Origin of the sequence: Acholeplasma laidlawii, assembly GCF_015709225.1 — a bacterium.
In the GTDB taxonomy this organism is placed as follows: Bacteria; Bacillota_I; Bacilli_A; order Acholeplasmatales; family Acholeplasmataceae; genus Acholeplasma; species Acholeplasma laidlawii_A.
This window is the reverse complement of record NZ_JADNRS010000030.1, coordinates 1-13,217: the sequence shown is the minus strand read 5'-3', so window position 1 is coordinate 13,217 and position 13,217 is coordinate 1. Positions and strand designations below refer to the sequence as shown.

General features: G+C 31.5%; 10 protein-coding genes and 1 tRNA gene. 2 read left to right on the top strand and 9 right to left on the bottom strand.

Features of this window, described 5'->3' with window-relative positions; genetic code table 11:
* Positions 1-141: 141 nt before the first annotated feature.
* Positions 142-216: transfer RNA gene (locus IY230_RS03360), tRNA-Val, on the bottom strand.
* Between the two features lie 234 nt (positions 217-450).
* Between IY230_RS03360 and IY230_RS03355 the strand changes: the two genes are divergently transcribed.
* Positions 451-2,325 carry a heavy metal translocating P-type ATPase gene (locus IY230_RS03355; RefSeq protein ID WP_196369920.1) on the top strand — a complete coding sequence of 625 codons (1,875 nt, stop codon included), beginning with the start codon at positions 451-453 and terminating at the stop codon, positions 2,323-2,325.
* Positions 2,326-2,485: 160 nt separating this feature from the next.
* On the opposite strand, the gene IY230_RS03350 is transcribed toward IY230_RS03355, so the two are convergent.
* Positions 2,486-3,946, bottom strand: a complete 1,461-nt coding sequence (locus IY230_RS03350; RefSeq protein ID WP_196369919.1) for a vWA domain-containing protein — start codon at positions 3,944-3,946, stop codon at positions 2,486-2,488.
* 192 nt (positions 3,947-4,138) lie between these two features.
* Between IY230_RS03350 and IY230_RS03345 the strand changes: the two genes are divergently transcribed.
* Complete coding sequence (locus IY230_RS03345) at positions 4,139-5,626, top strand: glycoside hydrolase family 13 protein (protein WP_196369918.1); 1,488 nt, start codon at positions 4,139-4,141, stop codon at positions 5,624-5,626.
* Between the two features lie 57 nt (positions 5,627-5,683).
* Here IY230_RS03345 and IY230_RS03340 read toward each other — a convergent pair whose 3' ends face one another.
* From IY230_RS03340 to rlmD, 7 genes are all read right to left on the bottom strand, one after another.
* Complete coding sequence (locus tag IY230_RS03340; protein WP_196369917.1) at positions 5,684-6,766, bottom strand: GGDEF domain-containing protein; 1,083 nt, start codon at positions 6,764-6,766, stop codon at positions 5,684-5,686.
* 137 nt (positions 6,767-6,903) lie between these two features.
* Positions 6,904-7,386 carry a GNAT family N-acetyltransferase gene (locus tag IY230_RS03335; protein ID WP_196369916.1) on the bottom strand — a complete coding sequence of 161 codons (483 nt, stop codon included), beginning with the start codon at positions 7,384-7,386 and terminating at the stop codon, positions 6,904-6,906.
* 261 nt (positions 7,387-7,647) lie between these two features.
* Complete coding sequence (locus IY230_RS06675; protein ID WP_308705627.1) at positions 7,648-7,887, bottom strand: signal peptidase II; 240 nt, start codon at positions 7,885-7,887, stop codon at positions 7,648-7,650.
* A gap of 44 nt (positions 7,888-7,931) precedes the next feature.
* Positions 7,932-8,111, bottom strand: coding sequence for a signal peptidase II (locus IY230_RS06670; protein ID WP_269059429.1), 180 nt, complete (start codon positions 8,109-8,111; stop codon positions 7,932-7,934).
* 161 nt (positions 8,112-8,272) lie between these two features.
* A complete protein-coding gene (locus IY230_RS03325) occupies positions 8,273-10,612 on the bottom strand; it encodes a heavy metal translocating P-type ATPase (RefSeq protein WP_196369915.1) in 2,340 nt (779 codons plus the stop codon).
* Between the two features lie 14 nt (positions 10,613-10,626).
* Positions 10,627-10,992 carry an ArsR/SmtB family transcription factor gene (locus IY230_RS03320; protein ID WP_196369914.1) on the bottom strand — a complete coding sequence of 122 codons (366 nt, stop codon included), beginning with the start codon at positions 10,990-10,992 and terminating at the stop codon, positions 10,627-10,629.
* 322 nt (positions 10,993-11,314) lie between these two features.
* Positions 11,315-12,568, bottom strand: coding sequence for a 23S rRNA (uracil(1939)-C(5))-methyltransferase RlmD (gene rlmD, locus IY230_RS03315; protein WP_196369913.1), 1,254 nt, complete (start codon positions 12,566-12,568; stop codon positions 11,315-11,317).
* Between the last annotated feature and the right edge of the window lie 649 nt (positions 12,569-13,217).

Genomic DNA, 13,217 nt, shown 5'->3' with positions numbered 1-13,217 from the left:
TCCCCAAAGTAAAACAAATACTAATATAATTTCACCGATAAATCATCTTTATTATATATCTTTTATATAGTTTTTTGTTAATTAATGTTTTAGGATTAAAAAAAGAGACTCTCGCAGAAGAATCTCTAATCAATGTTAACATGGTGCACAATACAAGGATTGAACTTGTGACCCCCTGCACGTCAAGCAGGTGCTCTCCCGCTGAGCTAATTGTGCGTTGAAATTTTGACGCAATAGTATTGTATCATATGCCTAAGCGATAATCAAACATTTCCATCCCTTTTTTGAGTTTCTTAATTATACTTTTTATAAGTAAAAATTACCAATTTATAATTATTTTAAATAGAGCACTTGCTCATTATAATTATTATAAATAAGGTAATTATTTTTATAAATAAGTTGACTATTTATAATATTGGTGGTAGATTATTACTAAGAAACGAGGTCTATATGAAAAAATTATTTACTAGATTAAATATCGAACTTACATTCGTTGTCACATCGGTTCTACTCTTAGGAGTAGCCGTCATATTAAACTTTACATTGCTTCCAAATAATGGAGATAATGTTCAATTACCACTTATCGTATTGTATGCTTTATCCTTTATATTAGGTGGGTTCTTCAAAGCTAAAGAAGGTGTTGAGGAAACTATTGCTAACAAGGCATTAAACGTAGAAATCTTAATGATTATTGCAGCTGTGTCAGCATTTATTATTGGTAATCCACTTGAAGCTGCATTACTTATTATGATATTTGCAATTTCTGGTTTAATGGAAACATTTGCACATAATAAATCACAAAAAGAATTAACTTCCCTGTTAAATCTTTCACCTGAAAGAGCAACCCTTTACCAAGATGGTGTAGAGACGGTTGTAGCAATTAATGATCTTAAACTTGGAGATATTGTTATTGTTAAGGTTGGGGATGCAATTCCAGTTGACGGTCTTATCTTTAAAGGTTCAACCGCAATTAACCAAGCTGCAATTACTGGTGAATCTATGCCGGTGAATAAGGGTGAAAATGATGAGGTATTTGCTGGTACATATAATCTAAACTCAGCGATTTTAGTTAAGATTACAACACGACCAGAAGAGTTCGTTGTCAATAAAATTATTAAACTTGTTCGCGATGCACAAGATAATCAAGGTCATACACAAACTCGTATTGAAAAAATTGAAAAATGGTATGTGTATTTTGTAATACTTCTTGCGATAGGTTTCATGCTGATTCCACCACTAACTAATACATGGACTTGGGATCAAGCATTCTACCGTGGTACGGTTGTATTAGTTGTTGGTTCTCCATGTGCACTTATGGCAAGTGTTGCACCTACAATGTTATCTACTTTATCTAATGCTGCAAGAGGTAGAGTATTAATTAAAGGTGGTAAATACTTAGAAGACTTAAGCCGTATCAAGGTTGTTGTATTTGATAAGACTGGTACAATCACAGAAGGTAAACCTGCAGTTGTTGATGTATTTGTCGATCCTAATTATAATAAACAAGATATTCTTGATATTGTCTACTCAGTAGAGAAACTATCTAATCATGCGCTAGCAAGTGCAATTACTACTTTTTTAGAAGATTCAACAACCTATAAACCAAATCCAGTAACAGAAATACCTGGAAAAGGTATGTCACTCAAAATTGGTAAAGATGAATACAAAATCGGTAAGTTTGATCATATGAAGTCTGATGTAGTGACTCCAAAAATGGTAGAAAGCCAATCAAATGGAAACTCTATTGTTCAAATCATCTTAAATGACAACTTAATTGGATATATTTCACTCATTGATAAATTAAGACCAAACGTTAAAGAAATGGTCATGAAACTTAAAAAAGAAAACATCATACCTATTCTTCTTACAGGTGATAACAATGCAACAGCCCACGCGATTGCGCAAAAAGCGGGTATTGATGTTATTATTGCAGATGCATTACCACATGAAAAGAGTGCACACATTATCGAACTTCAAAAACAATATGGTAAAGTCATGATGGTTGGAGACGGTGTAAATGATGCACCAGCACTAGCCATTGCAGACATTGGTGCCTCAATGGGAAGTGGATCTGATGTGTCACTTGAAACTGCGGATATCATCTTCATGAATAATAAAATTGAAAACATTGATAAGATCTTTAGAATCTCAAAAGCTAATCAATCTATCATCTATCAAAATATGATATTCTCACTGCTTGTTATACTTACATTACTTTCATTTAATATCTTTGGATTAGTCAATCTTCCATTTGGCGTTGTAGCCCATGAAGGTTCTACCATATTAGTTATCTTAAATGGATTACGCATGTTAGCTAAAAAATAAAGCAAAAAGGACCATCTTTCATTCGAAAGGTGATCCTTTTTTATACATAAAACCTTATATCATATACTTTATCCCTTTAGCATGTTCATAATATAACCTACTTATAATAAAAAGGTGTCTAATTATAAACGTATAATTAGGCACCTTTATGAATATTTGTTTAAGAAGTTTTCATATCTTTATAGGTTTTTAATACATCTATAAAATCATTTCTGTAATAATCTTCTAGATTATAAGTTTCTGTTTCAATACGTTCTAATACTGCACCAAGATCCGCATCCACTTTATATTTAGAATCCATTAAAATAAGACCAAATTCTACGACACTACTAATAAATTTTGCATCGACACTTGGGTTTTCATTAATTGCATTTAAAACAGTAAATGCTTCTTCAAGTTGGGTATCATCCGTAATGTCATGGTTTTTATAACGAATCGTTAATGATCCAACATCACTAGCACCTTCATTGAGTTTTAATTCATAAATTGCAGTCACTTGAAGACCTGTACCAATTTCACCAGCATCCGTTGTACCATCATCAAACTCATCATCTGTTAATTGTCTATTCTCATAACCAATCAAACGATACTCTAATACTGCAGATGCATCAAATGCAATTTGAGCCTTTGCATCACGTGCAACGGTATATAAAACACCATCTATGTTATCCACAAAAGCCTTTCTAGCTGATATGATGTCATCAATATAGTGATATGTCCCATTACCAGCATTAGCTACACGTTCTAACTTTTCATCTTTAAAGTTACCATAACCAAAACCATATGCAGAAAAGTAAATGCCACTTTCTCTTTTCTCAGAAATATATTCAATAAGCATATCTGTACTGGAAATACCTACGTTAAAATCACCATCTGTTGCTAAAATTATGCGGTTGTTTCCACCTTCAATGAAGTATTCTTCTGCCACCTCATAGGCCATATCAAGTCCCTTTTTACCTGCGGTTGCACCACTTGCTTTTAAGAGTCTGATTTGACTTGTCATATAGGCCATATCATCTATACTTTTACCCTTAAAAACCACCTTTTCACCAGATGAATAGGTAACAAGTGATATCACATCATTAGGTTTCATTTGTTCGATTAATAACTCCATTGCTTTTTTAGCTAGTGAAAGTTTATTTGTAGCACTCATAGAACCAGATACATCCAGTAAAATAACAATATTGGATGGTATATCACCTAAATCAACCTGTTTAGTTTCTAAACCTATTAATAGTAAATGGGTTTCATTATTCCATGGTGTTTGGATAAGTTCAGATTTAAACCCAAATGTTTTATCTGTTTCAGGTTGATTATAGTTATAATTGAAGAAATTGACCATTTCTTCAATGCGTACGGCATTACGATCTACTGCACGTCCGCTATTAATTTGAGATCTGATAAACGAATAAGATGCAGTGTTTGAACTTAAGGATATGTTAGATTTATAATTCACAGAAACATCAATAAATGGATTTTCTATTATTTCTTGATGTTCATCATCATTAAAAATATAATTATAGTTCTCATCTTGAAGGTAACCCCCATTATACTTACCACTACATGCAACTAAAAAAATTAATAAACTAGACAAAAATATGATAGTCAATATTTTTTTCATTTTCCTAACCCCTCCTTTATAAGTTCATTATATCAAAGCTTTTTAATACGGGTGTGAAATACTGTAAAAGTATTTATAAATTAATGCATTTCATGTATATTTTCTATTATGTAACCGCTTGTATATTGATTGTTTACATTTTTACTAGTAACTAGATTAAATTCGTCTATAATTAAAATTGAGGTGATTATCATGAACAACAATAAATTTAAATTAAGAGAAAATGATTGGCGAAATGGCGCATTAGTTTATCAAGTCTTAGTGGATAGATTTAATCCTTCAAGTCATTTAGAGTCTAAAAATGGGTTATATGCATATCCTAAAACTCTACATGATTGGAAAAATTTACCAAAACCAGGTACTTTCTTAGAAGATCATAGATACTGGTCTCATGAACTTGATTTTTGGGGTGGAGATTTAAATAGTTTAAATGAGCGTTTAAACTACATTAAAAATCTTGGTATGGATGTACTCTATTTAAATCCTATTTTTGAATCCCTTTCTAATCATAAGTATGATGCAACCAATTTTTTAGAGATATCTAAAGAATATGGTACTAAAGAAGATTTAAAAAAACTGATTCAAAATGTGCATGAACATGATATGAAAATCATGTTAGACGGGGTATTTAACCATGTGGGTGTAGGCAACCCGATGTTTCAAAAAGCACTAAAACATGAAGGTTATAGACACTTCTTTGATTTTAATGATGTTTACCCAAGAGGTGTTAGATTATGGGCAGATGCTCCGAGTCTACCTGAACTTAATTTAGAACATGAAGATGTTAAAAACTATATTTTCAAACAAGATGATTCCGTTATCCGTTCTTATATTCAAATGGGTGTTGATGGCTGGAGATTAGATGTTGCTTTTGATATCGGTTTTGATATCTTAAGTGAACTAAGAGATTATGCTAGAAAAGATAAATCCGATGTGATGATTGTTGGTGAGATTTGGAACTATCCTGAAAAATGGTTAAAATCTATTGACGGTGTTATGAATTTTACTTTTAGAGAAATTACTTTAAGATTATTATCTGGTGAACTATCACCTCATAAAGCCATTAAAATGTTTAAAGATACCATTGATGATGCAGGTATTGAACCGATTTTAAAATCTTGGAACTTACTTGATAATCATGATGTTGCAAGATTAAAGCATCTTCTACCTAAACTTGAACTACAACGCCTTGCTCAAGTCATGCAGTTTACGCTACCTGGTTCACCTAATCTGTATTATGGTACTGAACTTGGCATGGATGGTGCAAACGATCCAATGAATAGAGCACCGATGAACTGGGATTTATTTAACGATAAGAATGAAACTCTAAAGTGGACTCAATCTTTAATTAGTCTTCATAAAAGAGAAAGAGCTCTTAAAATTGGTGATTTTATAGCCATAAATGCAGATGACTTATTATGTTATATGCGTATTACTGATAAAGTTGAGGATACTTGTATCATCGCGATAAATCCATCTAAAGAGGACGTTTCTGAAACTGTCTTATTAAAGGATTCAAGATTAATGAATTATTCCAATTTTAAGACAGTATTAGGAAATGTCAAACCTGTGACACTCTTAGCTGGACTTATGAACATTACATTAGAACCATACGGGTTTGTTGTATTAAAACCAGAAACCAAACCTCAAAAAAGCTATACACCATATAAACGCGTTTAAATAATTAAATAATAGGGGCAGTTGTCTACTAAAAACAACTGCCCTTTTCTTATACTTTTATTTATATTTTTTCTCGTAAAAAATCACTTTATTTCTACCACTGTTTTTACCAGAGTATAATGCTTTATCTGCTTGTTCTATCAAATCATTTATATCTATATTATCAGTTTTATCTGTAACAGTAACACCAATACTTGTAGTGACTTGTTCAAACGGTACTTTCAATTTAAAGGTATCCATTTTAATATGATTTGCTAGGTTGATGAGTTCTAATTTATCTAGGTTGTACGTGATTCCAATAAACTCCTCACCACCATATCGGTAAAATTTAACTGGGTATGTTTTAGAAAACACTTCTAATAGTCGTGCAAATTCTGTAAGTACTTGATCGCCATTTAAGTGACCATAGTTATCGTTATACTTTTTAAAACGGTCTATGTCAAACATCATAAGACCCATATAATTATATGCCTTAAATGTATCTTTTTGAGCATATTCAAATAGTGATCGGCGGTTTGGTAGACCCGTTAAAAAGTCTGTTTCTCTTTCTATTAAAAGTGCTCTGTGCATATCAAAATTTATCAATCTAGTGACTAAGAAGATTCTACCAAATAACATGCCAGCTACAAGACTGATAAATGAGTTTAATAAATCAACTGAGGCTATATCAAATGTCTTATATTGAAAGGATAATATCGTATGAATAATAAACATTAACACTAAATAGATGTTTATCTTATATGGTTTATCTACAAATATTAAAGGTGCAACAACAAAAAATATGAGTGCAGTACCAGCTGGTCTAGATTGAAATCTATCTATACTTAGGTATACTACAAATATAAAGAACACAATACCAAATGTATAAGCAAACACTAAAGGTTTTTCATGAAATGGTTTAAAGTTAAATAGGATAAGTAAAAGTATAATAACACTAAATATAACTAGATAAGCCGGTAAGGTTTCTAGCATGGATGGTCTAAATAGTGAAAAAAACATTGGGATTAAAATAGTAACCAATGAAAAAATAAATGCGATAGGTATTAGTTGTTTATTGTAACGTATAATGTCATGCTTATTACGTTCAAATAAAGGGTTCATATTAAAAAATAGACCCTTAATCATAGATTTAATGAACATGCTTTCTCTCCCTAAAAATGATTCGTTTTATTATACACTATAAATTAATAAATTTCACATTATCGTTAATTACTGTAAATATTTGACTTACTTGATGATATATGTTTTTATATTTTTTTCCCTTTTTATGACTAAGTCTAGCGAATAAAGTAATAATCATCGCCGTCCATATAGTTTGTTTTAACAAACCCGTGCTTGTAGTAGAATTTTTCAGCTCCAATGTTATCTTTATGTACTCCTAAGACAATTGGTCTTACACCAAATTCTTCATACATATTAGTAATAACTTTTTCAATCACAAATGAGCCTAGTCCAATATTTCTGTATTTTTGGACAATAATAAAATCCATTAAGCGGTAAAAAGGTACATCTTTAAGTTCTATAGGATCTGTTTCCCATGCTATACCTTCTCCTATGAGTAATATACCTGCAAGTTCATTTTGATATTTAATTAAATATGTATGTCCTTTTAAATGATGTTCAAGTCCATAATTCGTATATGCATTAATAGAATCTAAAGAATCTACAAAAGATTCACTCACATCTAATCTTTCTATATTTTGAAGTTGTTCAGAATTTATATCGCTAATATATTCTATAGTGATATGATTAAAATCCATGTTCATCTATCCCCATTTTTGTTTTATATGCTTTACATCATTATAGCAAATAATTGATACAATAGACGTTTTCTTAATTATACTTATTTAAGTCAAAAAAAGGCTTGACATCATTGTTACAAGATAGCCAATTTTATTATTTGTTCAACAACTGAGTTACTATGTTTGAATCTACAAGATTGTCATATGAAACTTTCATCAGCACCAAATACACATGCATCACATTAGATGATGTATACATTTCATTTTCAGAAACCCATTTCATAACTTAGAAATTTTAGGCATAGCTCCTTTAAACAAAAGCATATATGAAAGTATAACTACTCCTATAACTACAAAAACGTCTGCAAAATTAAAAATGGGATAATTAATTAGTGTAAACTCGAGAAAGTCGGTCACATAGTTCAATCTAATTCTATCGATAAGATTCCCTAAAGCACCGCCGATAATGATTGCTAAAGATAGTTTAAGGGCTACCTCTTTTGTTTTAAATAATCGTATTAAATAGTACGTTAATACGCCAATAACAATTGCTGTGAATATTATTAAAATGCCTGCATATTCATCATAATGCTAAATGCTGCTCCTGTATTCCTTGCATAAGTTAAATGAAATACATCTTGAAAAATGGGTATAAATCCTAGCGGTTTCAATTGTGTTTCTGCAAGATACTTTGTCCACTGATCAACCCCTGTCAATAATATTATTATAAATATAAATAACATTTTCTTCCCCACCTTAATTTTAACTTCTGGTTTGATCTATCTACTTAAATACAATTATGCTCCCTTAGATTACAACTAGATGAAATTGTTTTTATTTGAAGAGACTAAGATTATCATAACCAATATGAACACAATCCCTTAACACATTCGAATCAAATCAACTATTTATTTTTGTAATCATATTTGAGTACTCTCATTGCGTTCAGAACTGCTAATAAAGATACCCCAACATCAGCAATCACGGCTTCCCACATAGTTGCGATTCCGATAGCTCCTAAGGCTAGAAACAGGAATTTGACTCCTAGTGCGAAGTATATATTTTGCCAAACAATCTTTCTGGTTCTCTTTGCCACAAAGACCGCAGTACCTATCTTTGAAGGTTCATCATTCATTATCACGACATCAGCTACATCGATGGCTGCATCGGCACCGAGTCCACCCATAGCTATACCGATATCAGCTCTCGCTAATACTGGTGTATCGTTGATACCATCACCTACAAAGAATAGTTTTCCCTTGCTCGATTTTTGGAGTAATAACTCCTCTACAATGTTGAGTTTATCTTCAGGCAACAATTCGCTATGAATTTCATCGATATCTAGCTCTTTTCCAACTGTATCAGCAACTAATTTCTTATCACCAGTTAGCATGACAGTTTTTTTAATGCCTAATGATTTCAACATTTTGATAGCTGCTTTTGAGTCTTTCTTTATCTGATCTGAGACAACAATATTTCCAACATATTTCCCATTGATAGCGATGTATATAATTGAACCCAAGGCAACAGATTCCTTGAATTCAATACCTTCTCTTTTCATCAACCTAGCATTCCCTATTGCAATGACGTCATTTTGATAGGTTGCTTTCACACCGTGTCCAGATATTTCTTCAACATCAGTTATTAAACTTTGATCAATTTGTTTATTGTATTTATTGACGACTGAGACAGCGATAGGATGATTAGAAAAACTTTCTACATAAGCTGCTTTTTCGAGCAACTCTTCTTGTGTTGCACCATTTGCTGTATTGATTTCAGTCACCGTAAACGTTCCTTCAGTCAATGTGCCAGTCTTATCAAAAACTGCAATCTCAATTTTATTTAATGCTTCTAGGTAATTCCCACCTTTAACTAAGATACCATTTCTTGATGCAGCTCCAATACCTCCAAAGAAACCAAGCGGAATCGATACAACGAGAGCACATGGACATGAAATAACTAAGAATATAAGTGCTCTATAGATCCATTCCTCAAAAGTTGCACCTTGTATAACGAGTGGTGGTATTACCGCAATCAAAACAGCCAACGAAGTGACAATTGGAGTATATACTCGTGCAAATTTAGTGATAAAATTCTCGGTTGGTGCTTTTTTGCTGGTTGCATTTTCGACCAATTCAAGTACCTTAGAAACAGTTGATTCGCTTGCGAGTTTGGTAACTTTAACGGTCAATAACCCGTTGATATTAATACAACCAGAGAGTACCATCTCGCCTTTTGTAACATTTACTGGCACAGATTCTCCTGTTAGAATTTTTGTGTCAATCGTGGAATCTCCTGACAACACTTCACCATCAAGCGGAATTCTTTCGCCCGGTTTAATGATCATTATCTCTCCAGTTTGAACGTCTTCAACACGCATTTCCACAGAAGTATTGCCTCTTTTAATCGTTGCGACATCAGGTCTGATTGACATCAATTTTTTAATGGATCTTCTGGATCGATTGACTGCTACGTCTTGGAAAAACTCACCGACCTGATAAAAAATCATAACTGCGACTGCCTCAGGATGTTCTCCAATTGCAAATGCACCCATAGTCGCTATCGTCATCAAGAAATTTTCATCGAACACCTTACCTCGATATATGTTATTGACTGCCTTCAGTACAACTTCTCCACCGATGATGAAATAACTTAGTATAAATAGTACATAGTAAAAAACCGTTCCTTTTGCAATCAATAATGCTCCAATAAATAGTAAGATACCTATGCCAAAGATGATTAGATCTTTCGTCATCGTTGATTCTTCGTCAACGTGATCTTCATTCTTCACATCTGATTGCGCTATAGTTACGCCTGGTTCAATTTTATCAATGATTTTTTGAACCTTCTCTTCCATACGTTTTTGATCTAGAGAATTTTTAAATTGAAGTGTTAGCTTTTTTGCTAGAAAATCAACGTTGGCACCTAAAATTCCTTCGGTTTTGTTTAATTTTTCTTCTATTTTAGCCGCACAATTTGCACAGTCTAAACCATCTATAATGTAAATGACATTTGGGGTTAGTTCACATACCTCGACATCACCCTCTTCATCTTTCACAATTTTTTTAATCGTGTCAAATAGTCTTACGGTATCAGTTGAATCCGTAACTTGTACCTTGATTTCTTTTGTAACAAAGTTCAAATAACCTTCCTCAACTCCGTTTAACTTCTTTATCTTTTGTTCAATCTTATCTGCACAACTCGCACAGCTTATTTCTGATAAACTGTATTTAATCTCTTTCATGTTTCTTCTCCATTCTACTTATGTTTTAGATGATTCATTGCTTGTGTAATTAACACATGGACGTGGTCATCGTCAAGCGAGTAATAAACAACATTTCCTTCTTTTCGGTATTTGACTAAACGGTTATCTCTTAAGGTTTTCAATTGATGTGAGACAGCAGATTGACTGACATTAATTACAGCAGACAAATCGCATACACACAACTCGGTTTCTTTTAATGCCAATATGATTTTCATTCTTGTGGAATCACTAAATGTTTTGAAGAACAAAGTTAGCAGTGAAATAGATTCATTATCAAGCAAATTTCTATGGGCTATTTCTATTTTATCAGGGTGAAGAACATTACATTCACAAAACTCTATGATATCTTTTTGATCCATACTAATCTCCTATCTATATGAGTGAACGCTCATATAGGTATATTATATCACAACAAAATATGCAGTTAATGAAATTACACTATTTTGAACCATAATAAGTTTTTGTTGTTCCTTCCATGTTGAGTTAAATGTGTTGCGTAAGACAACCTTTCGGACAAAAAAGGTCATTTTTCATCAAAAAATATGTTCCCACAATGGACGAAATTCGCACACATAGACAAAAAAACCATCGGATACCTATGAAGGTCTTCTGATGGCTGATTTTATTAAGTTGGGTTAAAAATAGAGAGTTGTCAAGTATGTGTCAAGTATATAACAAGTGCTATTTTAACGAAAGCAAGGTAATTGTTTCCATATGAACTGTAGACGGGAACATTCTAACTGGAATGATCTTTTTAATGTCATATAAATCTTTTAAGCCATTGATATCTCTTGCTAGTGATTTTAAATCACAAGACACATAAACAATCATCTTAATTTGATTCAGTTTCACGAGTTCAATAATACTTTCTGTTAATCCACTTCTTGGTGGATCAAATACTATAACATCCGCATGTTTGATGTATGCTTCTAGTTTTTCTTCTACTTGTCCATGAATCAACTCTACATGGTCTATTTGATTTACCTTTAATATCTTATTAGCTTGAGTAATTGAATCTAGATTAGATTCAATTGCATATACCTTTTTAGAATCAATATATTGACCAATACTTGCCATACCTGCATAAGCATCAATGACTGTGTGATTTTGGGTAAGTTTCTTAATTTCATCATACATTAAAATCGCTACATCTTTATTTACCTGGAAGAAACTTTCAGGTCCTATTTCAAATGATAAGTGATTAAATGTCATGTTTATGGTCTCTAGACCATAAACATGAATTGACTCATCTGATAGGTTTTCAAAACTTCTTTTTTCAATATTTAGGTAGATGGATTCAAAGTGTTTTTTAAGTTCATCTATGATGCTTTCTACACCTTCAAACTTAAGTTTTATACCAATGATGAGCATCACATCTTTACCGTTTGTTCTGAGGGTAAAGTTTTTAATATCATTAGTTTCTAATTTAAAAGTTTTAAGCCATTTATTTAAAATTGTAATTTTATCATTTATGACAGGTAGTGCAAGATGATGTGTTTCAATTGGTTCAAGATAATTAGAGTTTTCTTCATAGGTACCAATCTTTAATGAACCACCAATATTTTTTACATGTAAAGTGATTTTATTTCTGTAGTTTAGCTTCTTACCATCTGTAATGGTGTCTTCTACTTCAACATCTAAATTTGTTATTTTTTTAATGGTTTCTTTAGTAATCTTTTGTTGCCATAAGCATTCTGCTTTTAAGGAGATTCCAAAAAACGGTGCATAGTCAAAAGAGTTTTCTGATACACGTTCTTTATTTTTTTGAATAAGTTCAATAAGTTTTGCTTGTTGGAAATTCTTTTTTGATTTTGTGATTTCTATGATACCTACTTCATCATCAAACATACCTTTTATAAAGGTTACTTTATCATCTATTCTTGTTACACCTTGACCTTGGTAATCAAGATCATTTGTTTTTACTTTTAATCTCATTATTTTAACTATAGAAGTTATGAAATATACTTCCACCATTTCTTATTTTAAATAAATTATCATACATCATATTTTAGCATATTGAAACCATAATAGTTAAATAAAAATAAGGACATGTTCGTCCTTATAGTTTCATTACTTTAATATGTTTCATCATCTTAATCTATATTAAGTATTTCTTTTTCTTCTACTGTTAATAAACCCTTAGCAAGCACTCGGTTTAAATATATTAGGTAATGATGAAATGATCACTAAAGCAATTATAGATAGGATTCTTGATCACTTTAAATATTTACGCTTATAGGATTTAAGATAACTTAATATATAAACAATAGATAAGAAATCTCAACTGCACAAATTTGTACATCCACACATTGATATTCATAAACCAAGTTACTTAGTAAAATAATCATACTCTTTTAATATGTTTGCTTGGAGTTTGAAGTACAATAATTTATTAATTTTTGTATTTCAATTTAAAATAACTAAAACTAGTTAATAAAACATAAGCAGTAATTGATAAAAAGATTAAACATATCGTTAAGAACTTTTCAAAAAATTCAAATCATTAGTATTTAAAGTGATAATTACTATCAGTGTATATACAAATACAAAATAGATTAATTTGCGTTGTTCCATTAAAATTATC

Coding starts and splice junctions, on each gene's coding strand:
- IY230_RS03355 (WP_196369920.1), top strand. CDS start 451: ATGAAAAAATTATTTACTAGATTAAATATCGAACTTACATTCGTTGTC.
- IY230_RS03350 (WP_196369919.1), bottom strand. CDS start 3,946: ATGAAAAAAATATTGACTATCATATTTTTGTCTAGTTTATTAATTTTT.
- IY230_RS03345 (WP_196369918.1), top strand. CDS start 4,139: ATGAACAACAATAAATTTAAATTAAGAGAAAATGATTGGCGAAATGGC.
- IY230_RS03340 (WP_196369917.1), bottom strand. CDS start 6,766: ATGTTCATTAAATCTATGATTAAGGGTCTATTTTTTAATATGAACCCT.
- IY230_RS03335 (WP_196369916.1), bottom strand. CDS start 7,386: ATGGATTTTAATCATATCACTATAGAATATATTAGCGATATAAATTCT.
- IY230_RS06670 (WP_269059429.1), bottom strand. CDS start 8,111: ATGTTATTTATATTTATAATAATATTATTGACAGGGGTTGATCAGTGG.
- IY230_RS03325 (WP_196369915.1), bottom strand. CDS start 10,612: ATGAAAGAGATTAAATACAGTTTATCAGAAATAAGCTGTGCGAGTTGT.
- IY230_RS03320 (WP_196369914.1), bottom strand. CDS start 10,992: ATGGATCAAAAAGATATCATAGAGTTTTGTGAATGTAATGTTCTTCAC.
- rlmD (WP_196369913.1), bottom strand. CDS start 12,568: ATGAGATTAAAAGTAAAAACAAATGATCTTGATTACCAAGGTCAAGGT.